This window comes from Leucobacter sp. HNU, assembly GCF_047946755.1.
In the GTDB taxonomy this organism is placed as follows: domain Bacteria; phylum Actinomycetota; class Actinomycetes; order Actinomycetales; family Microbacteriaceae; genus Leucobacter.
Genome location: NZ_CP178837.1, coordinates 2,378,597 through 2,403,099 on the forward strand (window position 1 = coordinate 2,378,597; position 24,503 = coordinate 2,403,099).

At 70.4% G+C, this 24,503-nt stretch carries 28 protein-coding genes and 2 pseudogenes; 18 read left to right on the forward strand and 12 right to left on the reverse strand.

Annotated elements, in window-relative coordinates; genetic code table 11:
* Positions 1 to 49: 49 nt before the first annotated feature.
* Positions 50 to 2,454 (reverse strand): annotated as a pseudogene (locus tag AB3K78_RS11715) (serine hydrolase domain-containing protein).
* Between AB3K78_RS11715 and AB3K78_RS11720 the strand changes: the two are divergent.
* Positions 2,405 to 2,743, forward strand: a complete 339-nt coding sequence (locus AB3K78_RS11720; protein ID WP_416443430.1) for an MGMT family protein — start codon at positions 2,405 to 2,407, stop codon at positions 2,741 to 2,743. The pseudogene AB3K78_RS11715 and the gene AB3K78_RS11720 overlap by 50 nt on opposite strands.
* Complete coding sequence (locus AB3K78_RS11725) at positions 2,740 to 3,630, forward strand: LysR substrate-binding domain-containing protein (protein WP_416443432.1); 891 nt, start codon at positions 2,740 to 2,742, stop codon at positions 3,628 to 3,630. The genes AB3K78_RS11720 and AB3K78_RS11725 overlap by 4 nt, the downstream gene beginning before the upstream one ends.
* 19 nt (positions 3,631 to 3,649) lie before the next feature.
* Here the strand turns inward: AB3K78_RS11725 and AB3K78_RS11730 are convergent, their stop codons facing one another.
* Both AB3K78_RS11730 and tdh read right to left on the reverse strand, forming a co-directional pair.
* A complete protein-coding gene (locus tag AB3K78_RS11730; protein ID WP_416443434.1) occupies positions 3,650 to 5,017 on the reverse strand; it encodes a glycine C-acetyltransferase in 1,368 nt (455 codons plus the stop codon).
* A complete protein-coding gene (gene tdh / locus AB3K78_RS11735) occupies positions 5,017 to 6,060 on the reverse strand; it encodes an L-threonine 3-dehydrogenase (protein WP_416443436.1) in 1,044 nt (347 codons plus the stop codon). The genes AB3K78_RS11730 and tdh overlap by 1 nt, the downstream gene beginning before the upstream one ends.
* Before the next feature lie 106 nt (positions 6,061 to 6,166).
* On the opposite strand from tdh, the gene AB3K78_RS11740 reads away from it, so the two are divergent.
* Positions 6,167 to 6,826, forward strand: coding sequence for a LysR family transcriptional regulator (locus tag AB3K78_RS11740; RefSeq protein WP_416443438.1), 660 nt, complete (start codon positions 6,167 to 6,169; stop codon positions 6,824 to 6,826).
* Between the two features lie 2 nt (positions 6,827 to 6,828).
* Complete coding sequence (locus AB3K78_RS11745; RefSeq protein ID WP_416443440.1) at positions 6,829 to 7,080, forward strand: LysR substrate-binding domain-containing protein; 252 nt, start codon at positions 6,829 to 6,831, stop codon at positions 7,078 to 7,080.
* A 9-nt stretch (positions 7,081 to 7,089) separates the two neighbouring features.
* On the opposite strand, the gene AB3K78_RS11750 is transcribed toward AB3K78_RS11745, so the two are convergent.
* Entirely contained in the window at positions 7,090 to 7,899 is an 810-nt protein-coding gene (locus AB3K78_RS11750; protein ID WP_416443442.1) for a neutral zinc metallopeptidase, read from the reverse strand.
* 509 nt (positions 7,900 to 8,408) lie between these two features.
* A pseudogene (gene pip / locus AB3K78_RS11755) lies at positions 8,409 to 9,272 on the reverse strand (prolyl aminopeptidase); the annotation flags it as partial.
* Between pip and AB3K78_RS11760 the strand changes: the two are divergent.
* The 11 genes from AB3K78_RS11760 to AB3K78_RS11810 all read left to right on the forward strand — a co-directional run bounded on the left by AB3K78_RS11760 (position 9,252) and on the right by AB3K78_RS11810 (position 14,543).
* Entirely contained in the window at positions 9,252 to 9,656 is a 405-nt protein-coding gene (locus AB3K78_RS11760) for a hypothetical protein (protein ID WP_416447388.1), read from the forward strand. The pseudogene pip and the gene AB3K78_RS11760 sit on opposite strands and share 21 nt — an antisense overlap.
* A gap of 226 nt (positions 9,657 to 9,882) precedes the next feature.
* A complete protein-coding gene (locus AB3K78_RS11765; RefSeq protein ID WP_416443444.1) occupies positions 9,883 to 10,113 on the forward strand; it encodes a hypothetical protein in 231 nt (76 codons plus the stop codon).
* On the forward strand, positions 10,110 to 10,451 hold the full coding sequence (locus AB3K78_RS11770) for a hypothetical protein (protein ID WP_416443446.1): 342 nt from the start codon (positions 10,110 to 10,112) through the stop codon (positions 10,449 to 10,451). Before AB3K78_RS11765 ends, AB3K78_RS11770 begins: the two co-directional genes overlap by 4 nt.
* Before the next feature lie 89 nt (positions 10,452 to 10,540).
* Positions 10,541 to 11,542, forward strand: coding sequence for an AAA family ATPase (locus AB3K78_RS11775; RefSeq protein ID WP_416443448.1), 1,002 nt, complete (start codon positions 10,541 to 10,543; stop codon positions 11,540 to 11,542).
* A gap of 76 nt (positions 11,543 to 11,618) precedes the next feature.
* Complete coding sequence (locus AB3K78_RS11780) at positions 11,619 to 11,816, forward strand: hypothetical protein (protein WP_416443450.1); 198 nt, start codon at positions 11,619 to 11,621, stop codon at positions 11,814 to 11,816.
* 119 nt (positions 11,817 to 11,935) lie between these two features.
* On the forward strand, positions 11,936 to 12,217 hold the full coding sequence (locus tag AB3K78_RS11785) for a hypothetical protein (protein WP_416443452.1): 282 nt from the start codon (positions 11,936 to 11,938) through the stop codon (positions 12,215 to 12,217).
* Positions 12,214 to 12,675 (forward strand): hypothetical protein, encoded by a 462-nt coding sequence (locus tag AB3K78_RS11790; RefSeq protein ID WP_416443454.1) that lies wholly within the window; start codon positions 12,214 to 12,216, stop codon positions 12,673 to 12,675. The genes AB3K78_RS11785 and AB3K78_RS11790 overlap by 4 nt, the downstream gene beginning before the upstream one ends.
* Positions 12,672 to 13,748 (forward strand): hypothetical protein, encoded by a 1,077-nt coding sequence (locus AB3K78_RS11795; RefSeq protein WP_416443456.1) that lies wholly within the window; start codon positions 12,672 to 12,674, stop codon positions 13,746 to 13,748. The genes AB3K78_RS11790 and AB3K78_RS11795 overlap by 4 nt, the downstream gene beginning before the upstream one ends.
* Entirely contained in the window at positions 13,745 to 13,900 is a 156-nt protein-coding gene (locus AB3K78_RS11800; protein WP_416443458.1) for a hypothetical protein, read from the forward strand. Before AB3K78_RS11795 ends, AB3K78_RS11800 begins: the two co-directional genes overlap by 4 nt.
* A complete protein-coding gene (locus AB3K78_RS11805) occupies positions 13,893 to 14,300 on the forward strand; it encodes an HGGxSTG domain-containing protein (protein WP_416443460.1) in 408 nt (135 codons plus the stop codon). The genes AB3K78_RS11800 and AB3K78_RS11805 overlap by 8 nt, the downstream gene beginning before the upstream one ends.
* Positions 14,301 to 14,327: 27 nt before the next feature.
* The gene (locus AB3K78_RS11810; protein WP_416443462.1) at positions 14,328 to 14,543 is read left to right on the forward strand and encodes a helix-turn-helix domain-containing protein; all 216 of its coding nucleotides are present in this window, start codon (positions 14,328 to 14,330) and stop codon (positions 14,541 to 14,543) included.
* A 1-nt stretch (position 14,544) separates the two neighbouring features.
* On the opposite strand, the gene AB3K78_RS11815 is transcribed toward AB3K78_RS11810, so the two are convergent.
* The 4 genes from AB3K78_RS11815 to AB3K78_RS11830 form a co-directional block, all read right to left on the reverse strand.
* A complete protein-coding gene (locus AB3K78_RS11815) occupies positions 14,545 to 14,928 on the reverse strand; it encodes a DUF2510 domain-containing protein (protein ID WP_416443464.1) in 384 nt (127 codons plus the stop codon).
* Positions 14,846 to 15,853, reverse strand: coding sequence for a PASTA domain-containing protein (locus AB3K78_RS11820; protein ID WP_416443466.1), 1,008 nt, complete (start codon positions 15,851 to 15,853; stop codon positions 14,846 to 14,848). Before AB3K78_RS11820 ends, AB3K78_RS11815 begins: the two co-directional genes overlap by 83 nt.
* Before the next feature lie 176 nt (positions 15,854 to 16,029).
* Positions 16,030 to 16,311 (reverse strand): hypothetical protein, encoded by a 282-nt coding sequence (locus tag AB3K78_RS11825; protein ID WP_416443468.1) that lies wholly within the window; start codon positions 16,309 to 16,311, stop codon positions 16,030 to 16,032.
* Between the two features lie 151 nt (positions 16,312 to 16,462).
* On the reverse strand, positions 16,463 to 16,606 hold the full coding sequence (locus AB3K78_RS11830) for a hypothetical protein (RefSeq protein ID WP_416443470.1): 144 nt from the start codon (positions 16,604 to 16,606) through the stop codon (positions 16,463 to 16,465).
* Between the two features lie 281 nt (positions 16,607 to 16,887).
* Here AB3K78_RS11830 and AB3K78_RS11835 point away from each other — a divergent pair, with 281 nt between their 5' ends.
* Entirely contained in the window at positions 16,888 to 17,901 is a 1,014-nt protein-coding gene (locus AB3K78_RS11835) for a hypothetical protein (RefSeq protein WP_416443472.1), read from the forward strand.
* A gap of 418 nt (positions 17,902 to 18,319) precedes the next feature.
* Here AB3K78_RS11835 and AB3K78_RS11840 read toward each other — a convergent pair whose 3' ends face one another.
* Positions 18,320 to 20,419: an acyl-CoA dehydrogenase gene (locus tag AB3K78_RS11840; protein WP_416443474.1), complete on the reverse strand. Its 2,100-nt coding sequence runs from the start codon at positions 20,417 to 20,419 to the stop codon at positions 18,320 to 18,322.
* Between the two features lie 228 nt (positions 20,420 to 20,647).
* Entirely contained in the window at positions 20,648 to 21,652 is a 1,005-nt protein-coding gene (locus tag AB3K78_RS11845) for a DUF5937 family protein (protein ID WP_416443476.1), read from the reverse strand.
* Between the two features lie 77 nt (positions 21,653 to 21,729).
* Between AB3K78_RS11845 and AB3K78_RS11850 the strand changes: the two genes are divergently transcribed.
* Positions 21,730 to 22,086 carry a cupin domain-containing protein gene (locus AB3K78_RS11850; RefSeq protein WP_416443478.1) on the forward strand — a complete coding sequence of 119 codons (357 nt, stop codon included), beginning with the start codon at positions 21,730 to 21,732 and terminating at the stop codon, positions 22,084 to 22,086.
* Positions 22,087 to 22,147: 61 nt separating this feature from the next.
* Positions 22,148 to 22,438: a DUF4287 domain-containing protein gene (locus AB3K78_RS11855; protein ID WP_416443480.1), complete on the forward strand. Its 291-nt coding sequence runs from the start codon at positions 22,148 to 22,150 to the stop codon at positions 22,436 to 22,438.
* 225 nt (positions 22,439 to 22,663) lie between these two features.
* Here the strand turns inward: AB3K78_RS11855 and AB3K78_RS11860 are convergent, their stop codons facing one another.
* Complete coding sequence (locus tag AB3K78_RS11860) at positions 22,664 to 24,502, reverse strand: DEAD/DEAH box helicase (RefSeq protein ID WP_416443482.1); 1,839 nt, start codon at positions 24,500 to 24,502, stop codon at positions 22,664 to 22,666.
* Position 24,503: the final 1 nt, after the last annotated feature.

A 24,503-nucleotide genomic window follows, 5' to 3' on the forward strand; every position in this document is an offset into this window, starting at 1 on the left:
CGACGGCGCGGTCCCCGCGCGTCACGCGCGACCGGTGCGCCTGCGGCGCTCACGCGTCCACCCGCACGTCGGCGCGGCCCGTGTGCAGGATCCGGGCGCGGCCCTGTGCATCGGGGTCGAGGAACGCGACCGGCTGGTGTACGCCGCCCTCGGGCTCGACCGGCAGCAGCGCATCGCCCCGCCAGCCGACGAGCTCGGTCCGGTAGGGCAGATCGCCGAGCTCCGCGACGACCCCGACCGGAACGCGCTCGAGCTGCAGCCGCCCCGCATCGTCGAGGCGCACCTCGGTGACCGCGGTGCTCGACGCATAGCGGCCGACGAAGCGCTCGGGGTGCGCGGGCAGGGACGCACCCGGCGCCCCCAGAGCTCCCGCGTCCGGCGCGTCCGGCGCGTCCCCCGGATTCCGCGGTTTCGGCGGTTTCGGCAGGGCCTCGGGCGCGATGCCGGCGAGCTCCTCGAGCACGCCGTCCACGATCTCTGCGAACAGCGGCTTCGTGTCTCCGCCGTTCGCGAGGACCGCCACCGCGATCCCGCGGGACGGCACGATCCGCAGCCGCGCGGACTGCCCGATGGTGCTGCCGTCGTGGCCGATCACCCAGCCGCCGTCGCGCTGCCACATCTCCCAGCCGATCCCCCATGCCGTGCCCTGCGCGATGTCGGGCAGCAGGATCTGCGGGCGCTGCATCTCGCGGACCGCGCCGGCGCCGAGCAGTTCTCCGCCGTCCGGCGTGCGCCCGCCCCCGAGGTGCAGCCGCGCGAACGCGATCAGATCCTCCGCGCGCATCGCGAGTCTCGAGCCCGCCGGCGAATTCGACCGGGCCATCGCCCAGGTGCGGGTCGGCGCGAGCGGAGCGTCCGGATCCTCGCGCACGTGACCGACCGCGGCCGCCTGCAGGATCGCCTCGCTCGCGTCGCCCGCGGCGCGATCCAACCCGAGCGGTGCGAGGAGGCGCTCGCGCAGCGCCCGATCGAAGGGGCCTCCTCGATCACCTCGATGATCCGGCCGAGCACGCAGATGCCGGCGTTGTTGTAGGAGAACAGCGTGCCCGGCGGGAAGAGCTGCGGCGTCGAGGCGAGTTCCGCGACGTAGCGCTCCAGGCAGTCGTCGTTCTCCCCTGTATCGGTGAAGACATCGCCCTCGAATCCCGAGCTGTGGCTGAGGAGCTGCCGCACCGTGATCCGCTCGGCGGCCGCAGCATCGGCGAGGGCGAACTCCGGGAGGACGCTGCGCACGGTCGCGTCGAGATCCAGGCGGCCCTCGCCGACGAGGCGCATGGCGAGGGTGGCCGTGAGCACCTTCGTGACGGAACCGATCTGGAACACCGCGTCGCTCGTGACCGGCACGCCCGTGCGCAGGTTCAGCACGCCGGCAGCGGCGGTGATCGTCTCATCGCCGATCGCGACGGCGACGGAGGCGCCCGGCACCCCGTGCTCCGCGAGGAGGCCGGGCAGCCGTACGGCGAGCTGATCGCGCAGCGCGCTCGCGGGGGTCGGGGGTCGGGTCGTCCGGATGGTCGTCCGGGTGGTCGTCCGGATGGTCGTCCGGTGCTTCGCCCGGTCGGGCGAGCGGTCGCTCGTCCGGTCGCTCGTCCGATCGCTCGTCCGGTCGCTCGTCCGCGGCATGGTGGCCCCCTTCGCCCTCGATGCGCATGAGCCTAGGCAAGCCGCGGGATCGGTGATTCGTCGGACTCGACGAGCCCCACCGGCCCCGCTCGTCGGACCGGCCGAATGCGCGGGTGGGGGGTGGGGGCGGGGGCGGGGATCGGGCGCGGGGACGGGGGCGGGGGGCGCAGGGGCCGGGGATCGGGCGCGGGGGCCGGGCGCGGGCGGAGTGTGGGCGTGGGGGCGGGCGTGGGAGAGGTAGGGCGGTGTGCCGAGGTCGGGGTTGGGCATCGGCGGAAGGGGCGAAGGCGGGGCCGAGGAACCTTGCCCCCCCCTCGAAGCAGGGGCGCCCTCTCGAGAGCCGGTCCAAGTGTCGAGGACGGGTACAGAATCACGGAATTCACACGCACCCTCGGCACCACCACCGCCCCTCGATACGGGCGCCACCCCTCGACGCGAACACGGGGCGCACGGTGCCGAGGACGGGCGCCGGAGACGGAAGCCAAGAACCTGCGCTCCCCTCGAGGCAGGGGCACTCTCTCGAGAGCCGGTCCAAGTGTCGAGGACGGGTACGGAATCACGGAATTCACACGCACTCTCGACACCAACGCCGCTCCTCGACGCGGACACCGCCCGTCGATGCACGCACCGGCCTTCGTCGCGGACACCGCACCTCGGTGCGGGCACCGCCCCTCGACACCAATACCGCCCCCTCGACACGGGCGCCACCCCTCGACGCCAACACCAGAAGTCGCGCCACGCGCGGGAGGGCGAGCGGCCGCGCACCGCATATCCTGGTTCCATGCCGTCCGAGGAGTTCGTGGAGCAGGTGCTCGCGGTCGTCGCGCGCATCCCCGAGGGGCGGGTGATGACCTACGGCGATATCGCCGAGGCCATCGGATCCCGCGCGCCGCGCGCCGTCGGCAGGGTGCTCGCACTGTTCGGCCACGCGGTTCCCTGGTGGCGGGTCGTCCCGTCCTCGGGCGAGCCGCCCCGGGGCCACTCGGCTTCCGCACTGCCGCACTACCTCGAGGAGGGCACGCCGCTGCGCGGTGAGCCGAAGCCCGACGGGTACCGCATCGCCCTGTCGAGCGCCCGTCTCGGCTGGGACCATGAGATCTACGAAGGGATCGCCCCGTGAACGCACCCCTGCGCCTCGGCTTCGCCCGAGGGGTCGCCCCCACCAAGTGGGCGAACCGGTGGAAGTCGTTCTTCCCCGAGACCCCGCTCGTGCTGGTTCCGCTGACCCCGGCCGGGCGTCTGCCTGCGGGCGAGGAGCCCGTCGACGTGCTCCTGGAGCGGGTCGCGCCGGGCGGCGAGGCCGAGTCGTCCTCGGGCGAGGATCGCACCCGGCACGGCGTCCGACTCTACGTCGAGTCGCTCGCGCTCGTGGTCCCCGTCGAGCACGAGCTCGCCGAGGCGACCGTGATCGAGCCCGACGATCTGGCTCTGGTCCACCTGCTCGATCACCCCGACCACGCGGCCGACTGGCCCGAACCGCAGCCCTGGGCGGATCCGTCGTGGGCGCCGAAGAACGTGCGCGCCGCGCTCGAGCTCGTCGAGACCGGACTCGGCGGGATCCTGCTGCCGCTGCCGTTCGCACGCCACCTCGCGAACAAGCGCGCGCACGCGATCGTGCCGCTCTCCCCGGTCTTCGAGCTGCCCGGCACCGAGATCTGGGCGAGCTGGGACCGTTCGCGCGACGACGCGACGGTGCAGCAGCTCATTGGGGTCCTCCGCGGTCGCACGGGCCGCAGTTCGCGCGGCGAGGATCCGGTCGCGGATGACGCGGTCCGGACGGAGAATGCTGCGGCGAGCGCCTCGACCTCCCGGGCCGGCGCCGGGCAGTCCGGCGGGCCCGAGCGGAAGCCCGCTGCGAAGCAGCAGTCCGGCACGAAGGCACCCAAGCGAGCCCTGCCGAAGAACTCGCGCGGCGCGCAGCTCGCCGCCGCGACGGAGAAGCGCGAACGCGCGAAACGGGCGAAGGCGGCCGAGAAGCAGAAGCAGGCGAAGCGCCGCAAGCGGTAGCCGGACGGCGGGTGCGCGCTCAGTCGGACCTCGCAGGGGCGGACGGTCCGACTGAGCGCAGATGCACCGCGCGAGCGGCGCTATCCGGCGGCGCCGCCCCCGCCTCGGCGCCGCCCGCCACCTCCGCACGGGCTGCGACGAACGCGGAGACGCAGGCGTCGATCTGCTCGGCGGTGTGCGCCGCCGAGAGCTGCACGCGGATGCGCGCCTCGCCCTTTGGCACCACGGGATAGCTGAACGCGGTCACGAACACGCCGCGCGAACGCATCCCCTCGGCCACTCGCTGGGTCAGCACCGCGTCCCGGAACATGACGGGCACGATCGGGTGCTCACCGGGCAGCAGTTCGAAGCCCTCGGCTTCCATCGCCGACCGGAACCGCGCGGCGTTCGCGACGAGCCGCTCCCGGGCGTCGTGCGCGCCCTCGGCGATGTCGAGCGCCGCGAGGGTTCCCGCGACGATCGCCGGCGAGAGGGTGTTCGAGAACAGGTAGGGCCGGGCGCGCTGACGCAGCAGCGCGATGACGTCGCGGTGCCCGGCGACGTACCCGCCGGACGCCCCGCCGAGCGCCTTGCCGAAGGTGCCGGTGAGCAGGTCGATGCGGCCCTCGACCCCGCGCAGCTCGGGAGTGCCGCGGCCGTGCGCCCCGAGGAATCCGACGGCGTGAGAGTCGTCGACGAGCACGAGCGCGCCGTACTGCTCGGCGAGGTCGCAGATCGCCTCGAGCGGAGCGATGGCGCCGTCCATCGAGAACACGCCGTCGGTGACGATCACCCGGAAGCGCGCGTCCGCGGCCTCGCGCAGCCGCGCTTCGAGTTCGGCGAGGTCGCCGTTCGCATAGCGCAGGCGACGGGCCTTCGAGAGGCGGATGCCGTCGATGAGCGAGGCGTGGTTCAGCGCATCCGAGATGATGGCGTCCTCGGCACCGAACAGGGTCTCGAAGACGCCGCCGTTGGCGTCGAAGCAGGAGGAGAACAAGATCGCGTCGTCCATCCCGAGGAACCGGGCGAGCTGGCGTTCGAGATCGAGGTGCTGGGTCTGGGTGCCGCAGATGAACCGCACGCTCGCGAGCCCGTAGCCCCATTCGTCGAGCGCGTCCTTCGCCGCCGCCACGAGCCGGGGGTCGTCGGCGAGACCGAGGTAGTCGTTGGCGCAGAAGTTCAGCATCTCGCGTTCGCCCGCGGCCGACCCGTCGCCGCCGGCGCCGCCGGCGCCGCCGGCGCCGCCGTCTCCCGCGCCTCCGGCAGCTCCGGCAGCTCCGGCCGCAGCTCCGGCGACCCGGATCCTCGGACCCTGCGCGCCGCGGATCCCGAGCTCGCCCTTGGTGAGGCCCGCCTCGTCGATGCCGCGCAGCTCGTCGGCCACGTGCTCCTTGAATGCTCCGTACATCACAGCTCCGTCCAGTCGAGGATGATCTTGCCCGTGCTCGCCGCACCCGCTGCGGAGAACGCCGCCTCCCAGTCGCGCGCGGGGCGCACCTCGGCGATGACCGAGGAGATCCGATCGCGCAGTTCCGCGCTGGTCTGCAGCATCGCGGCCATCGCGTTCCAGGTCTCGAACATCTCGCGACCGTAGATGCCCTTGAGCGTGAGCATGTGGGTGACGACCTTGCCCCAGTCGACGGCGAAGTCCGCGCTGGGGAGGCCGAGCATGGCGACGCGTCCGCCGTGGTTGAGGTTCTCGAGCATCTCGGGCAGCGCGGTCGGCGCTCCGCTCATCTCGAAGCCGATATCGAAGCCCTCGCGCATGCCGAGCTCGACCTGGGCGTCGCGGATCCGGCGCTCGGCGACGTTCACGACCGCGTCGGCCCCGAGTCCCTGAGCGAGGGCGAGCCGCCGGGCGCTGACGTCGGTCGCGGCGATGTAGCGCGCGCCGACGTGCCGGGCGATGGCGATCGACATGAGCCCGATGGGCCCGCAGCCGCTCACGAGCACGTCCTCGCCCACGAGCGGGAACGCGAGTGCGGTGTGCACGGCGTTGCCGAGGGGATCGAAGATCGCGCCGAGTTCGGGGGCGATGTCGCCCTGGTGCACCCAGACGTTGCTCGCCGGCAGCGTCAGGAACTCGGCGAACGCGCCGTCCCGGTGCAGTCCGAGGCCGATCGTGCGGATGCACATCTGGCGGCGGCCGGCCCGGCAGTTGCGGCAGGTGCCGCACACGATGTGGCCCTCGCCCGAGACGCGATCCCCGATCGACACGTCGCAGACCTGCGCCCCGACCTCGACGACCTCGCCGTAGAACTCGTGGCCCGGGGTCAGCGGCGCGGCGATGTTGTTCGCCGCCCAGTCGTCCCAGCGCATGATGTGCAGGTCGGTGCCGCAGATCCCTGTGCGGAGGATCCGGATCTTCACCTCGCCCGGTCCGCAGACGGGTTCGGGCACGTCGGTCAGGGTCAGTCCCGCGCCCGGCGCGGTCTTCACGAGTGCTCTCATGCGTCCAATCTCGTCGTCCCGATGATTCAGAACAAGCGCTAGTGTCTTCACTATCTCTGTAGAGTGAGCTTCATCGTCGAAACCGGGGCCGAGGATCGGAGCGCGGATGGAACTGCGGCAGCTCGAGGTGCTGCGCGAGCTCGAAGCGCTCGGCAGCGTCACCGCCGTCGCCGAGATGCTGCACGTCACCCCCTCGGCCGTATCGCAGCAGATCGCGGCGCTGCAGCGGGAGTTCCGCACGCCGCTCACTCGCAGGCAGGGTCGCGCGCTCGCGCTGACCGAGGCCGGCCGCGCCCTGGCCCGCGCCGGGGTCGACGTCGTCGAGGCCATGGCCGCCGCCCGCCACGCGGTCGAGGACTTCGAGCAGGCGGCGACGGGGGCGGTGACCCTCAGCGGGTTCCACAGCGTCGGGCAGGCGCTCTACGGCCGCGTGCTCACCGAGCTCGAAGCGCTTCCCGAGCGCCCGGAGCTCCACCTCTCGGACGAGGACGTCTCCCAGGAGGAGTTCCCCGCGCTCACCGCGCACCACGATCTCGTGCTCGCGCACCGGCTCGAGCACAGCCCGCCATGGCCGAGCGACGGGCTGACCGTGCTGCCCCTCGCCCAGGAACCGATCGACGTGGCCCTCGCAGTGGGCCACCCGCTCGCTTCGCGCTCCGCGCTGAACCCCGCGGATGTCGCCGGCGAGCGCTGGGTGACGAGCCGCGGCGGGTTCTCCCCGACGACTTGCTCGGCTCCGTCGCGGCCCTCGCCGACCGTCCGCTGACCGTGACGCACCGCATCAACGACTACGGCTCGGTGGCATCGGTCGTCGCCGCGGGCGGAGCGATCGGCCTGGTCCCCCGCTATACGGTCGGCCGCGCCGCCGAGGGCCTTGCGCTGCGCCCGCTCGCGGGGATCAGCGCGACGCGGCGCATCGACGTGCTCACCCGGCCAGAGAACCTGCACCGGCGCTCGGTCCAGCTCGTGGTGATGGCGCTGCGATCCGCCATGGCCGGACTCATCGCACAGGGCGCATGAGCGGATCCCCTAGAGCTGGTTCGCAGCCACCTCGAAGGTGCCGCAGGAGTTCGGTCCCTTCTCGTAACCGGTCATGAACCAGCGCTGCCGCTGCTCGGAGGTGCCGTGCGTGAACGCGTCGGGGTTCACCCCGCGGCCCGAGCGCTGCATGATGTTGTCGTCGCCGACCGCCGCGGCGGCGTCGAGGGCGTCGGCGATCTGCGCCTTCGTGACCGGCTTCAGGAGCAGCACGCCGTTCTTGTCGGGGATCGTCGACGCATCCTTGACCCAGGCGCCCGCGAAGCAGTCCGCCTGCAGCTCGAGGCGCACGGACCCCGAGCTCGCGCCCGACGCATTGCCCGCGCTCTGGAGCGACCCGATGAGCTTCGAGATGTGGTGCCCCCACTCGTGCGCGAGCACGTACATCTGCGCGAGGGATCCCGCCGAGGCGCCGAAGTCGGTGCGCAGCGTCGCGAAGAACGCCGGATCGATGTAGACGGTCTCGTCACTCGGGCAGTAGAAGGGGCCCGTGGCGTTCGAGGCGGTGCCGCACGGCGAGTTCGTGACCCCGTCGTAGATGACGAAGCCGGGCGAGCGGTATCCCCCGACCTGCTCCGCCCAATACCGGTCGAGCGAGTTGCTCGCGCCGGCCAGACGGCAGTCGTCGTCCCGATTCGCGTCGGCACCCGAAGCGCACTGGTCCATGCCCGTGGCCTGCTCCTGCCCCGTGCCGACCGGATCCGTCGTGATCGAGTTCGCGAGCGGGGTCAGGTTGACGCCGAGGATGTTGGAGAGCGCGAAGAGCACGATCATGCCGACGATGCCGATGCCGCCGCCCACGGCGACCTTGCCGCCCGCGCCGCCGCGGCGCGCTGCACGCCGCTGGTGTCGATCTGGGCGTTGTCGTTGAAGGTCATGTCGCGCTCCCGATGGTGCTCCGCCGGTGCGGCGCGCACCGGCGGTTCGCGGCCGACGACCGCCCGCTGCGACCGATTCTATGAGGTCGCGCGAGGTTCCCGCAGGTCGATCCTCGGGCGCGAAACCGCATCCTGGGCGACCCCGCGGCGGACTCCGAACGAGATGTCGCCCTGCTCGTGCCATGAGCCGGCAGCAGGGAGCATTGCCGAAACCTCCCCGATGCGCAGAAGGATCCGGATTGACGAAGCCTGCCCGCCTCATCGCGGCGGATCCTCACGCAGCGAGAAGTGCGTGGCCGCGGGGAAGGAGCCGCTGCGGGTCGTGGCGCTCAGCCCGCAGCTCTCTGGCGCGGTGTTCGAACCCGCGCCGTACGGGCTGGTGATGCCCCGCGGCAGCGCGCTCACGCACGCGGTGCCGGGCGGCGGCTCCGGTCAGCGATCCGCGAACGAGTCCGTCGCCCGCACGAGCGCATCGACGATGCCCGGCTCGCTCGCCGCGTGCCCGGCATCCGGGATCATCTCGAACGAGGCATCGGGCCAGGCGCGGTGCAGGTCCCACGCCGTGGTGGCCGGGGTGCAGGCGTCGTAGCGGCCCTGCACGATGACCCCGGGGATGCCGGCGAGCTTCTCCGCGGCGTCGCGGATCAGCTGGCCGTCCTCCATCCACCCGCCGTTCGAGAAGTAGTGGTTCTCGATCCGGGCGAAGGCGACGGCCATGGCGGTGTCGGCGCGGGCCGCGGCGATCGCCGCGGCGTCGGGGATCAGCCGGATCGTGGAGTGCTCCCACACGGTCCAGGCGACCCCCGCCGGGGTGTGCACGGCCGGGTCCGCGTCGAACAGCCGACGGTGGTAGGCCGCGACGAGGTCGCCGCGCTCGGCCTCGGGGATCACGGCGAGGTACTCCTCCCAGACGTCCGGGAACAGCTGCGATGCGCCCTCCTGATAGAACCAGTCGATCTCGCTGCGGCGCAGGGTGAAGATGCCGCGCAGCACGAGCTCGGTCACCCGATCGGCGTGGGTCTGCGCATAGGCGAGCCCGAGGGTCGATCCCCAGGACCCGCCGAACACCTGCCAGCGGTCGATGCCCAGGTGTTCGCGCAGGCGCTCGATGTCGGCGACGAGGTGCCAGGTGGTGTTGGTCGACAGGTCGGCGTCGGGTGCGCTCGCATGCGGGGTGCTGCGGCCGCAGCCGCGCTGGTCGAACAGCACGATCCGGTACTTCGCGGGATCGAAGTACCTCCGGTGGTCGGGCGAGCAGCCGCCTCCCGGACCGCCGTGCAGGAACACGACCGGCTTCGCCGAGCGCCTGACACCGCTCCCCTCATCGAAGAGATTGAGGAGCGTCGCCAGGCTCGCCAGAGCATTCAACTCAACATCGCGAAGCGACTCACCACGAACGCGGAAGCCGCCCCTGCGCTCGAACTGCTCACGGCAGAGATTGAAGAACGGCAGCGCCGCTTGGATGCCCTGACGACCGAAACGCCGCTCAGCGATTTCGCGGCTAAGGGGGCAGTCAAGCCCAAGTGGCAGGCGATGGACCTCATTGCGAAGCGCCGCACCATCGCAGAACTCATGGACCGCATCGTGATCAATCGCGGCAAGCCTGGACCACCCCCGAAGGGTCCGGATGGACAGCGAATCGTGGACCTGGACCGCGTGGCAATCGAGTGGGCCGAATAGGCCACCGGCACCCTTGCCGTAGCGCATAACGCACTACATTAACCCTGGTCAGGTAGCTTTTTAGCAGCGTATGCCGTATACTTCTGGCAACGGGTACAGCTCGCCTAGCAGAAGGCTCCGTTGCCGCCGTTGGACATCTCCCGAGAGTGGGGAAGCGGCCACACAGTAGTGGAACAGTCCCTCCCCGAAGTCGCCGAGGATCGCGACCTTCTTGGAAGGCACCCCTATGTCCACGCGCAGGCGCGACATCTCCCCAGAACTGGCAACCGCTCGCGGTCGAGTTGCTGGCCTCTCCCGTGACCGCGATCCTGACGATCCAGTCTTCATCGAAGCGAAGCGCGACCTCGCCGCCGCCAACATCGACCAGTTCGTGAAGCGCGCGCTGGCGGCTGCACCGCCGTTGACCAGCGAGCAGGCTGATCGCATCGCCGCCCGACTCAGGGGCGAAGTCCGATGAGCGCGGACCAGCCCACCCTCTCGCCCTCCGACCTGGGCTACCTCCAGAGGATGATCGACCGTGGCCGCCGCCGCGAGGAGCTGCGCGCTCGCGTCGATGCCGTACGGGCGCAGATGGCCGAACGGGATCGCGTTCGCGAGGCGTTCGCCGCCGCGCAGAACGGGACCGCGACCGAGGCCGACATCGCGATCATCCGGGCGCAGGCCGAAGCCGACAGGCGGGCCGCGGCGCTCAGGCCGCGGGCACCCCGCCAGGCACTCACCCGCGAAGAGAAGCTGCGCCGCCTGGCCGCGACACGAGACGCCATGCGGATGACCAACGGAACCTATCGGTTCTAGGACCGCACGCGCCCCGAGATAGAAGCGGGGCCGACTCGAACCGACACTACTCAGGCGCTTGCGCCGACCCCACTTCAGGAAGCCCCTTCATGGTACCCATCACCACAACCACCAGGCGAGGAATCTTCTTCGTCAACACCTACGACGACACGGACCGCCGCCCACTCAGCCAGGTCTATCGGGAGCACCCGCGCGCCTACCGGACTGGCGGCAGTGAGCTGCAGAACTTCAACTACTTCATCGAACGCGCCCGGATCGAGGGACTGGCGGCCGATGCAGCAGACCGCCTGCGGCGTCGCCTGCTGGCCCACCCCTACGCCTTCAGCGAGATGACCTCGCTGGAAGAGTGCTTGCCGCTCGACGGCGAGCGCCGATGGCTGCTCCAGGGACTCTGGCCCTATGGCACCTTCCCGGCGCTCGTAGGCCAGGCGAAGGTCGGGAAGTCCACGATGGTCGCTCAGCTCGTCGCCGAACTCGCGACGGAGAACGGCCGGTTCCTGGGCTTCCGTTCCACCCTGACTCGGGAAGAGCGGGCTCGCCGCATCGTCGTGGTCAACGCGGAAGTGAACCCGCAGGACTATGCGCAGGCCATCGTGCAGCATCTGCCTGATGAAGCCGAGCTGGAGGATGCCGAAGAGTACCCGATGGACAACATCCGGCTGATCAACCTCGCGGCCGCGAGCGAGTTCGACCTGACGGACCCAGAGAAGTACGACCGCTGGAAGCTGTCCTTGACGGAAGTCACCGAAGGTGGGGAGCGCGCCCCAGCGGTACTCATCGTTGACGGACTCACGCCGATCCTGGAAGGCGCGGGTACTCCGGCGGACAAGCCCGGTCCGCTGGTACAGGCAATCAAGAACCTCTGCCGCGAAGTCGGGATCGACAACGCGCTCATGGTCGCTCATACGATCCAGAACGGCGGGCACCAGCTCGGCGGCATCGCGGCGGCAGCAGGACCCGACGGGACCTGGCGGTACGTTGCGCGCGATCCCGACGCGCACAACCCCACCCGGAAGTTCAGCGTGAAGCCCCGAATGGGCGGAATGCTGATTCCCCCACGAAGGTGGTCATGGACGAGAATGGCCGTCTGACGCTCGCGGAGGAGACGAAGGCCCAGGACTCCCCGAAGCCGAGAACACGCGCGAGAAGCCCGATTACGAGGCGCTGGTGCTCGCATTCGTCGCCGAGCACCACGCGACCAGCGGCACCTGGCCCTCGGCCAGCCAGCTGAAGACCATCAGCGGCAGCAACCCCGCGATCCGGGCGGCGCGGGATGCTCTCGTGAAGGCTGGTCGGCTGGTGGAGCTGCCGAGGCCGGGTCGCGGCGGCGGTTCGGTCTACGCGATCCCCGAGGTCACCTCGTGACCGCCGCCAGCCCCGTCGGGGGAGCCGAACGCGGAACTCGAACCTCGGCCCCTACCCCTAAAGGGGTAGGAGGGGCCGAGTTCGAGATTCCGAGTTCGATTCACCCTGCTCCGGGGAGCATGGCGGCGCAGGTAGGCGGGATGAATCCGGCGGTGCGCCTGGACCGAGCGCTGCGTGATCGGGTGCCAGCGTGCAATGGCGATGCACGGTTCACCGAAGACAAGCTCCAACTGCGGAAGAGCACGGTGCTGCTCCCGATCTGCGCCGGGTGCCCGCTGTTCATCGAATGCGGAGAGTACGCCGAGACGGCACGGCCTCCGGTGGGGTTCTGGGCTGGGAAGTGGCGTGGCAGTGCATCAGGAAAGCCGAAGAGCAAGAAGACGAAGGAGGCGGCAGCATGACCCCCACCGACCCCGAGAACTGGCTGGCGCTCCTGGCCGCGGCCGTGAAGAAGACCCACGCCGTGCCCTGCGCCACCTGCCGCGCTGCGGTCGGCGTTGGGTGCCAGGTCGGAGCGGATGAGCCGCGGACGCTCGTTGGCCGCGCACACGAAGCGCGCATCGTCGCGGCGCTCCTCGCCGACCCCGAGGCTCGCGCCGAGCGCGTCGAGATGACCGCTGCGGTAGCGCACCCGATCCCGCGCCCCAGCGCGCCGCTCGACAGCCCGCCTCGGACGACGACGGCGGTGCTCGGCATCTCGGTCGAGGAGCGCGTGCGCGCGGCGTTGCGGAGCCTGCGCCCGGACGCCCCGGCATTCGAGGTCCAGCGGGCACTGGCCGACGGCGGGCTGCGTCTCCCGCTCTCGGCGGTGATCGGCTGGCTCGGCGTCCTCCGCCAGACCGAGGAGCCCGCGGCATGAACGGCACCCCGAGCAACCCCCACACCACCCCCTTCAGCCGCCTCCGCGCGGCCCTCACCGAGAGGATCACCCGTATGACCACCGACCCGAACCTGAACCCGGACGGCCCGGCGTTCCACCCGCTCCGCGACCTCCCCGCAGGCACGATCCCCTGCGCCCTCTGCGGCGTACCCGTCGCGATGGCCGGGGACCGGGACATCATCACCGTCCTGAGCCTTGGCAGCCAGCGCGATCCGAACAGCGCCCACCCGGAGGCGCTGCTGCGGCACGCCCAGGCTCAGGAGACCACGCTGACCATGACCCGGTGCGATACCTGCGGCGAGCGCCGCGCCGCAGCGGTGCTGGCGGTGGCGGAGTTCCCGGAGGGACGTGGGCGCTTCCGTCAGGCCGTGCTGGCGGAGGACGCGGCGGAGCTGGCGCTGGCGACGGCGGCAGCGCTCGGCATCCCGCTCGTGCTGGGCAGCGTGCGGGCGCTGCGCTTCGCGCTGGACTACCTGGCGCCGCTCGGGCACGGGCTCACCTGGCGGGGGCGGTACTCGCCGCGGATGGTCGCGGCGGCGCGCCGGGACGAGGCCGCGTCCGCACCGTTCTCCGCGGTGGAGCCCGAGCTGCTGGACGAAGCACGGCGCACCTTCGCTGAGATGCTGGCGGCACGCACGGCGCGCGTCGTCAGCGTCGCCGAGCCCGGCGGGAGCGGCTGCTACCTGTGCGGTGTGGGCGCGGTGGAGGTGCTGAGCAGCGCGAAGGCGCGCGCGTGGACCACGCTGCGGCTGCGGCCCGAGACGGTTGGTGGGCGCGGGGGCGACCTCGTGGTGGCGTCGGTGTGCTGGCGCTGCAACGACGAGTTCGAGCGGCAGGAGCGGACCGTGGGTGACCGGCTCATGCAGGCGCTCGTGCTCCGGGCGGCGGGGCTGGAGAACCACCTGGCTGCTCGGGACCTGATCTTGCGCCCGACGGCCTGGGGTGTGCTCGGGCGGCGTGAGCCGAACCAGAGCCCTTGGCAGCATCTCGACCTGGCAGGTCTGCGGGCGGACATCGAGAGCGGGCAGACCGGGATCGAGGTCGCGCGATGAGCGGCGGCGAGCGCGACCCGCTCGGGATCGCGGACCTCGACTGGCTGGAGGACAGGATGCGGAACGGCGCGACGGCGGCGGAGCGGATCGAGGCCGCCGAACTCATCCTCGCGTTGGCGGAGCTGGAGCTGGAGGAGCTGGACGATGAGTAACACCCCTGAAACCACGGCACCCGAGGAACCCCGCCACGATGCGCAGAACCGGCGGCTGTGCGGTGCCCGGCGGAGCAACGGCGAGCCGTGCCGCGCGCCCGCGATGACCGGGCAGCGGGTCTGCCGCACACACGGCGGAAGCTCGCCGCAGGCGAAGCGCTCAGCCGCGATCCGCATGGCCGAGCTGGTCGATCCCGCCGTGGCAACGCTCGCGCGGGAGATGGCGCGGGGCGACAGCAGCGCCACCCGGCTCCGGGCAGCGGAGAACGTGCTGGATCGCACCGGCCACGTCCGCGGCGCGGCCATCGAGAGCCGCATCACCCTCGATGACGCCAAGAACCTGCTCTACGAGCGACTGATTGAGCTCCGAGGGGGATGTGACTCATCGTCCGTGGACTGATAGTCCACTTAGCGAAAGCGTTGAGGGATGCTCCCTCCCTCTCACCGCACCGCCTTCGGCGCTCGCGTCAGGGAGCTTCGAACCGAGCGCGGCTTGTCCCAAGAAGACCTTGCAAATCGAGCAGGGCTTGACCGGACGTATGTCAGTGGCGTTGAACGTGGTGTGCGAAACCCTACCCTCGACGTGATAGCTCGGCTGGCGACAGCCTTCGCAGTGTCGCCAGCCGAGTTCTTCACGCCTTGAGCTACTTCGGCTTTCGCATGATGGCTCTGTAGTTCGAGCCCCACACCCAAGACTCTCGACCAGAAGAGTCCGCAATCTCCCAGCCACGACTCAAGTGCCGCTTCACTGCCGCACTTCCATGTACGGTCTTGAACTTATAGCGAACTGCCGCCGCCTGGACGGGCGCTGGAGTCTGGACCGGCGGCACCCAGGTCTGCCCGGTCCACGCCACACCATCCCAGTAGGCAAGGGACCCATCATTGCTGGGGTTCGGATACCAGCCCGGAACTACAGTCATCGCTTTCTCCTTGGTCTCTAGCTTGCTACGGAGCAAGGTCCGCAGCGGGGGCCTCGTGGCGATAGAAGTTGAAGTCATGACCGGTGGAGTCAGTGAAAGTAATCCCATCGATGTCACGGAACTTCGGACCAATGAAGTTGAGGACGTTGATGCCAAGTCGCTTCACCGAAGCTTTCGTGAGAGGCTCCTGCACCTTGATCTCCAGGAACCCCGAGGTGCTCCCTCCCCAGCCCGTCTGGATCGCATACAGCGGGTTTGATAGGTCGTTCTCATAGCCAGGCATGTCCAAGAAGTCCGTAGGCTTCGTAACACCGTGCCCCGCCAGCCACGCCTTCTCCGCGTCCGCAGGCGTGGTTCCCGGAGTCGAAGGCTTCGGAGCAGCAGAGACCTTCTTCACCTTGAGGGTGATCGTCGCACCCTTCTTGACCCGCTCCCCCGCAGCAGGAGAACTCGATTCGACCGTCCAGTTCGACTTGACCAGCACCGACTTCTCTCCGGCATCAAACTCGACCTTGAAGCCCAGAGCATCGAGCTTCTCCTCAGCGGCCTTGCCATCGAGGCCAGCGAGCTTGGGTACTTCTACCTTTGCCTTCTCCGCAGCCTTCTTCTTCGCCTCCGCTTCAGCTTTCTTCTTGGCTTCGGCTTCGGCCTTCTTCTTCGCCGCAGCTTCAGCCTTCTTCTTGGCATCGACCTTTCGCGCTTCCTTGGCCGCAGCCTCATCTGCGGCCTTTTCAGATGCCTTCAACTCCGCAGCAGCAGCCTCTTTAGCAGCAGTCTTCTGCGCTTCGGCAACTGCGTCAGGATTTGCGAGTGCACCAAAGAACGCGATCGTCATGGCGAGCGAGGTGAGAGCTCCTAGAGAGCCAAGGATGAGACCAGTGATACTGAAGCCCTTGGCCTGGCCCTGACGGAGAGCGAGAACACCGAGAGCAATTGCACCGGCACCTGCAAGAAGCCCTCCGATCGGCACGAAACCAACCATGAAGGCAACAATCCCAAGCGCTAGGGAAAACGCTCCGAACTTAGCGGCCATGCCGCTGCTCTTGGTCGCCGGGGAATCAGGCACAGGTTGGGTCACTTCTCGCCTCACGATCAGGGTCTAGCCGCCGACCCCCATCCTGAGAGCCAGCTGAATGACTCATAGGCTACATGATTGAGTCGTCAACAATAACCTGAGAACCCGGCAACCGACGAGCGCCGATTCCCTAGCTACAAAAACCAAACCCCGAGAACGGAGGCGACACCACCCAACACAATGCCCCCGCCGACCAGTCCAAGGTCAGACTTGACTTCCTGCGGCCGACGCACCGTTGCAGCAAGCAACGACTCCAGCAGAGGGCCCACCGCGTTGAACGTAACACCAGAAGACTGACCGTAGTTTGCCTTCAAGGCGGAGTCTCTTTCGCCACGCGCCTTACGGAAGAGACGAACCAGGCCAATGAGGGGAAGAACCGCAGACAAGACGTAGAGCAGCGTCAGAACAAGCTTCACACTCGAATCCTGGCACGGAAATGCGCCCACCTCACATAAAGGACGCTGCACCGAGAGGCCGAGGCCAAGGTGCCGAACACCAGGGCGGAACGGCCTTCCAAGCCAACTGGAGAGACCACCAGCTGCTCACCTCCAGCAAGAATTGGGGCAATTAATAGCGCGTCAACACCCTCTTTGGGTTGCCCGCGGGGTTGCCGCTCTCCTCCCAGAAGACCTCGTGCCCGTCGCCCACCGGCAGCAGGCCGGAGCGGTTCGGTTCGATCGCGGGGTAGAGGGTGCGCAGCGGTGCGGTCATGCCCTCAGCCTAGTCAGGCGGTTGATTCGGCGGGCGCTGGAGGCCCCGCACTCGTGCTCCTGCTGTCGCTCTCGCTGTCGCTCTCGCCGCACCGTCGCCCAAACACCAGTTCACCGACGAGGCTCCACAATGCTTCGTGGTGTCTCGTTGCGAACGTGGTGTCTCGCTGTGTGGGAGGCTCGGGTCGAGGCCGGGAGCCAGGAGCCCGAAGTCCGGAGCGACTTATCCACAGGCGTTCCTTGCGCGTTCCGTTCCCCCGCCCGATCGACCAGGCTCCTGCCATGGCGCATGAAACACCCGACCGGCGGCTCGCCCGGCTCCAGTCGCTGCTCTCCTCCCGGGCCGCACTGAACTCCGAGATGGTGAACGACCGCAGGATCGCGGCCGCGGTCCAGCAGGGCAGGCTCGTTCGCGTGGCGCGCGGCTGGTTCGTCGCGGGAGAAGCCTGGCGGTGCCTCTCAGCCGAGGACCGGCACCTGCTGGCGATACTGGCGGTGCGCAGCCGCATCGGGCCGGAGGACGTCTTCTGCCGGGAATCGGCGGCGGCGATCCATGGACTTCCGCTGTACCGGTTCCGGGCGTCGACGGTGCACCTCATGACGCTCGGCAGCTCCCGTCGCTCACGGGTGATGCCCTCCGTCGCGCGGCACGCGGATCGCTTGGATCCGGAGGAGATCACGATGGTCGCGGGCCTCCGCTGCACAACGCTGCCCCGCACGGCTCTCGACATCGCTCGTACGGCACCACCGGAGGTCGCCCTCGGCTGCGCGGACGCCGCGCTCCGGGCGCTCTCCCGCCCCGGCTCGAATCCCGCAGGAGCCGGGGCGACCCCCGCGCACTTCCTCTCCGCGCTCGAAACCATGCCGGGCGCTCGCGGGGTCCGCGCGGCCAGGACCGTGCTGGAGCTCGCCGATCCGCGGGCGGAGTCTCCGCTCGAAAGCGCGAGCCGTTGGTTCCTGACGAGGCTGGGCTTCGAGATCGAGCTGCAGGTTCAGATCCCGTCCCCGAACGGCGGGACCTACCGGGTCGATCTCGAGCTCCGCGGCCGCGGCATCCTCTGCGAGGTCGACGGGCGCTCGAAGTACACCGACTCGGCGGTCGACGGCGACCGAGGTGCGCAGGATCGCGCGATCGAACGCGCGCTCTACGCCGAGAAGCGGCGGCAGGACTGGATCACGGGCGTAACGGAGAAACGACTCATCCGCTGGGGTCATCCCGAACTCGGTTCGATCGGAACGTTCGCGTCGATGCTGCGCTCATTCGGCGTCCGGATCCCGCGCGACCCCTTCGGCTGAGACGCGATTTCCCCGCCTGCTCGATCGCCCCGCGAGACACTGCTCGTCCGCTCGCCCCGCGAGACACCACCCCACCCGCGAGACACCAGGCAGCCAAGCGGTGTCTCGCAGGCAACCTGGTGCCTCGCCGACGGAATCGTATCTGGCAGGCAGGCGGTGCGGCGGACCCACATCGCACTGATCGGACCGAGCAGCAAAGATCGGGCCACTCCGCCCGCTCACCGAGACACCACCCCACCCGCGAGACACCAGGCAGCCAAGCGGTTTCTCGCAGGCAACGCGGTGTCTCGCGACAGTGCGATGTCTCGCTGGAAACGCGTTCCCTCCCAGGCAACCCGGGGTCTCGCAGGCAACGCGGTGTCTCGGGCGGAATGGGAACTGGCAGGCGGGCGGGATCCGAACACCCGCCCCGCGGGATTCACCCCTGTTGCTGCTGCTTGCGGAGCTGCTTCTCGTGGATCGGCCAGGTGCCCGCGGCCTGCTGCTCCCGCACGTAGTCCGCGGCCTCCTGCTGCCGCTCGGCCTCGATGCCGGTGGCGATCTCGGCGCGCAGCATGCCGGGCGTGAGCCCGAAGGCCTCGACGAGGTCGAGCGCGTGCTCGCGCACCCGGCCAATCAGCCGGTCGACGTACGCGGTGATCGCCTCGACGCGGTGCCCCGAGAGGCGCCCGTGCACGAGGTACCAGGTCGCGTGCTTCTCGAGCAGCCCGAGCCCGAACAGGTCGCGCAGCCAGGTGAGCACCCGCAGGGTCTCGCCGTCGAAGCGGTCGAGCGCCTCGGTGAACGCCTCCCACTGCAGCAGTTCGGCGTGCGCGCGGGCCGCCTCGATCAGCTTGTGCTGCTGGGCGTTGAACGCGTCGGCCTGGGCGATCGCCTTCGCGCGCTTGTCGCCCTTCGGCACGTCCTTCGTCGCTTCGCGCATCGCACCGGCGATCTCGGCGACCATGGTCTGCACCCGGTCGGTGAGCAGCGTGCGCTGCGTCTCGGTCTCGCGCAGCTGTTCGACCGAGCGCGACACCTGACCCAGGTCGGCGACGCTCTGACCGATCTGGCGCAGCCCGAAGCGGCTGACGCGGTCGCCGAGCTGGCTGGCCGCCGCCTTGGCGAGTGCGGCCTTGTCGCCGCCGGCGAACTGCGCGGCGTAGTCGGTGAGGAGGCGCTTGCCGACGAGCTGCAGCAGCACGTTGTTGTCGCCCTCGAAGGTGACGTAGATGTCGAGGTCGGCGCGCAGTCCGACCACCCGGTTCTTGGCGATGAAGCCGGCACCGCCGCAGGCCTCGCGCACCTCCTGCAGCGTGTCGAGCGCCGCCCAGGTCGAGAGCGGCTTGAGCGCAGCGGCGAGCGTCTCGAGGTCCTCGCGATGCGCATCGTCGTCGCGCACGCCGGAGAACACCTCATCGAACGTGGTCAGCAGCCGCTCGCTCGCGAACGCCATCGCGTAGGTCTCGGCGAGGCGCGGGATGAGGCGGCGCTGGTGCAGGCCGTAGTCGAGGAGCACCGTCTCGCGCCCGTCGGGGCCGGGGAACTGGCGGCGCTCGGAGCCGTAGCGGATCGCGATGGTGAGCGCGGCCATCATCGCCTTCACCGCGGAGCCGTCGAGCGAGACACGGCCCTGCACGAGCGTGCCGATCATGGTGAAGAACCGGCGTCCCGGGCTGGCGATGGCCGAGGAGTAGGTGCCGTCCGCCGCGACGTCGCCGTAGCGGTTGAGCAGGTTCTCGCGCGGGATCCGCACCCGGGTGAAGTGCAGGCGCCCGTTGTCGATGCCGTTCAGGCCGCCCTTCACGCCGTCGTCCTCGCTGCCGACGCCGGGCAGCATCTCGCCCTCGGGGGTGCGGATCGGGACGAAGAACGCGTGGACCCCGTGGTTGACGCCCTTGGTGATGAGCTGGGCGAACACGACGGCCGCCTGACCGTGGAGCGCAGCGTTGCCGAGGTACTCCTTCCAGGCCCCGGTGAAGGGCGTGTGGATCTCGAACTCCTCCGTGGCGGGGTCGTAGGTCGCCGTGGTGCCGATCGACGCGACGTCCGAACCGTGCCCGATCTCGGTCATGGCGAAGGCGCCGGGGAGCTTGAGGCTCATCACGTCGGGCAGCCACTTCTCGTGGTGCGTGCGCGTGCCGAGGTGCAGGATCGCGGCGCCGAACAGTCCCCACTGCACGCCGCTCTTGATCTGCAGGGAGGGATCGGCGAGCACGAGCTCCTGGAACGCCGCGATGTTGCCGCCGTGGTTGTCCCCGCCGCCGAGATCCTTCGGGAACGCGCGCTGGATCGCGCCCTCCTCCACGAGGATGCCGAGCTGTCCGAGCGCGCGCTCGCGGTGCTCGGGCATGGGCTGACCGGGGATCGTCTGCAGTCGCGGGTCTTCGACGAGCTTGCGGGAGGCGAGACGCTCCGCCTTCCAGCGGCCGAGCAGTGCGTCGGCGACGGCCGGGACGTCGATGCGGGCGGGTTCCCGATGCGGGGCGGCGGAGCGCCCGGCGGCGCTCTGCGGGGCGGCGGTCTGCGTGGCGGTCATCTGTGCTCCTCGACGATCCAAGACGAACGGCGGCGCCCGCGCGCATCGCGGCGGGCGATACCGCCAGGCTAGGAGCGGCCTCCGACAACGGCAATCGATCCGCTTCGACCCCACAAAACGGGAGCGCGTTCGCACCCGCATCACTTGTGCATACTCTCCAAAGAGACGCGCCCGTCGCTGTCGATCAGCGCCATGGGCGCGCCCGTCCCGACACCGCGATCCGCAGTCTCAGATCGCCTGCCCGATCACCGCCTCTCCGAGCGGCGTCCGCAGGTGCAGCACGCGCGCGCCCTGCCTCGCGCTCGACACGAGACCCGCGCCGCGCAGCACCGACAGATGGTGCGAGGCCGTCGAGATCGCGACGCCGACGTCGGCGGCGACCTGCGAGGTCGTCCGCGCGACGTGCGCCGAGAACAGGATCTCGGCGCGCACCGATCCGACGAGCGCGGCGACCGCGGCGTGCGCCGCGACCGAGTCGCGCGCCCACTCGGCGGTCACGCCCCGAGCCGGGTAATAGAGCGTCGGCTGAGCCGGCGGCTCGGTCAGGACCATGCACCCCCACGAGCCCATCACCGAGGGCACGAGCACCAGTCCGCTCCCCCGGCAGTCGACCTCCTCGCTGTGCTTGCGCAGTTCGACGCGGACGGCGCCGTCTCCCCAGCTCACCGCGGGGTGGATCCGCGAGGCCATCGCCGCGAGCCCCTCGGCGGCGACCGTCCGAGAACGCACCGCGATGTCGGCCCGCAGGATCCGTTCCAGCTGCGGCCACACGGGTGCGAGCGCCGCCTCCCACACCTGGGCCCAGGCGTCTGCGATACGCGCCCGTGCCCGGGCGGGGTCCTCGCGCATGCGCTCCAGCGCGATGCGCCGCTCGCCGCTCGACCGGTCCACCATCTTGCCGAGGTCGATGCGCATGCCGGGCAGGGCCGCCACCCGGAGCGCGGCGAGCTCGGCCTCGGGCGTCAGATCCCAGCGGGCGGTCGTCGTGAGGAAATCGGGCAGGTAGCCGTCGGCGCCGATCACGTCGGCGAGCAGCGCGAACGGTTCCCGGGGCATACGATCCCGCACCTGCTTCAACCATCCCCACTGCAGCGGATAGTGCGCCGGGCGCAGCAGCACGCGCACCGCGTGTGCGAGCTCGTGCCCGGGAGAGATCCCGAACCGCACGGCCTGGATGTCTCCGGGACTGAGCCGGAAATCGACCTGGTGCAGCCGCGTAGAGTTTCGATCCACATCGAAACTCTACGCGCGGACGCCGTCCGCCGGGAAAGTGGTGTCAGCACAGGATCGCCGATCGAGAGGAGCGCATCATGACCGAGCACCCGGCCGCAGCGACGCTGGTCGCACCGGAGGAGATCGCGTTCGGGACGGGAGGCACCCGCCGGTTCCAGGGCATGGACCACGGTGCGGGCGTCTCCTACTTCTCCGTCGACTATGCGCCGGGTCGTGGGACCGGCCTCCACTGGCACCCCTACGCCGAGACCTGGATCGTGCTCGAGGGCGAGGCGACCTTCACCGTCGGCGGCACGGCGATCCGAGGCACGGCGGGCGACACGGTCACCGGTCCGCCCTGCCTGCCGCACCGCTTCGAGAACACCGGATCCGGCCCGCTGCGTGTCATCGGGATCCACGCATCACCCGTCATCATCCAGACCGACCTCGACTGACCGGCCGACCGGTGTCGCCCGACACCTCGGACCCGTTCGAACCCTTCCGAAGGAGACCCGCATGTCGTTCCAGAGCTACCTCGACAACATCGAGACCAAGACCGGTCTCACGCCGCGCCGATTCATCGAACTCGCCGACGAGCGCGGATTCGGCCCCGGCACGAAGGCCACCCCGATCCTCGAATGGCTGCAGGCCGACTACGGCCTCGGCCGCGGGCACGGCATGGCGCTCGTGCACGTGATCACCAAGGGCCCGCAGATCAGCGACACGCACGTCGGATCCGGCGGCACGCACGCCGACGCGAGCGACGTGCTCTGGCTCGACGGCAAGGACTCGAACCCCGCGAGGTAACGGGCGCGAGCGTTTCGCGCGCGGCTCCGGCGTCGCGCGGCTCCGGCGTCTCGCGGCTCCGGCGTTTCGCGGCTCCGGCGTTTCGCGGCTCCGGCGTCTCAGCTCGGTTGCGGCATTCGGCGGGTGCGCGACGCGCCAGGTCGCCAGATGCCGCAACCGAATCATCGCGGCGCGCGGACGCGCGGACGCGGGCGCGGACGCGCGGACGCGCGGGCGCGGATGCGGCTAGAGCTCGTCGCCGGGTGCGAAGTCGCCGAACGAGTCCGGCTCGATCCCGATCTGCTCGAAGAGTTCCCGCGTGCGCTTCTGCCGGGTGCGCGGGATCACCGTCAGCACGGCACCATCGCGCCCGGCCCGGCCGGTGCGCCCGGCCCGGTGCACGTAGGTCTTCGCATCATCCGGCGGATCCGCCTGGATGACCAGGTCGACGTCGTCGACGTGCAGACCGCGGGCGGCCACGTCGGTCGCGACGAGCACGGGCACCTTGCCCGCCGCGAAGCGCTCGAGGTTGCGCTCGCGCTTCGCCTGGGCGAGATCGCCGTGCAGCGCCGCCACCTTGAGCCCGGACTCCGCGAGCAGTTCGGCGACCTGCTCGACATAGGCGCGGGTGCGGCAGAACACGATCACGCGCTCGCCCCGGCGGGCGAGTTCGACGAGCGCCTCGCTCTTGTCCTCGCGCAGCACGACGAGCACCCGATGGCTGACATCGCCCTGCACCTCGGCGTCCTCGGCGATCTCGTGCACGGCCGGGTTCCGCAGGAACTCGTCCACCAGGTCCCGGACGCCCCAGTCGAGCGTCGCGGAGAAGAGCAGCCGCTGCCCGCCGCGTTCGGTGCGGCGCAGGATCCGCTGCACGGGTTCGAGGAATCCGAGCTCGCACATGTGGTCGGCCTCGTCGAGCACGGTCACGCGCACGTCGCGCAGTTCGAGGATGCCCCGCTGGGCGAGGTCCTCGATGCGTCCCGGAGTGCCGATCACGATATCGACGCCGCGCTGCAGCGCGTGCAGCTGCGGCTCGAAGGGGGCACCGCCGACGAACTGGCCGGTGTAGAGACCCACGGATCGCGCGATGGGCTGCACGGTGCGGTCGATCTGCAGCGCGAGCTCGCGGGTCGGCGCGAGGATCAGCGCCTTCGGAGCGCGCACGCTCGGCTTCTCGCCCCTCTGCCGTTTCTGCGCGACCCCGCGCTCACGGCGCTGCTTCGGCGGATCCGGACGGAACACGCCCTCGGCCTTGAGCTTCAGGATGCGCTCGACGAGTGCGGCGCCGAACGCGATGGTCTTGCCGGATCCCGTGCGTGCCCGGCCCAGCAGGTGCCGCCCCTCGATCGCGTCGGGGATCGTCGCGGCCTGGATCGGGAACGGACGCTCGGCGCCGATCTCTGCGAGCGCGCGCACGATATTGCCGCCGAGTCCGAGGTCCGAGAAACCGAGGCCCCGGACGTCCTCCGCCGACGTGCGCCGGGCTTCGAGCCGTTCGAACGACGCCGAGTGCTCCTGCGAGCCGCGCTGCGGCGGTTCACGTCGATCCTGCGGGCGGTGGCCGGCAGCCTGCGGGCGGTGGCCGCGGGACTCGCCGTGCCCGCGATGCGGACGCTCCGAACGCGGTCGCCCGTCGCCGGACGCACCGCCGCGAGGCATGCCGTCGGCGTCGAACGCGAAGACCCGCGCACCACCGCTCTGCGCGGCGTCGTCGCGGTGCGACGCGCGCTGGCGTCCCGATCCGTGGCCGGATGCGCGGTTCCGCGACCCCTCGGTCGCGCGATCGGGGCGCTCGCTCCGGGCGGCACCGCGATCCCGCGGATCCCGCCCGGCGCGGTCGGGGCGACCGGCGTCGCGGCCGGCGTCGCGGCCATCGCGATGGTCGGGACCCCGGCGCTCGGCGCCGCGGTCCCGCCCGGCGCGCGGGTCGGAGTCGCGCCGCGGACGGTCCTGAGCGGCGGCGTGTCCGTCCTGCCGGGCGTCACCGAAGCGCCCGCCCGGTCGCCCTCGGCGTCCGGAGGACTTGCCCCGGTTGGGGTTGTAGTCGGAGGGTGCGCGGTAGCCGCGCCGACGCTGATTCATC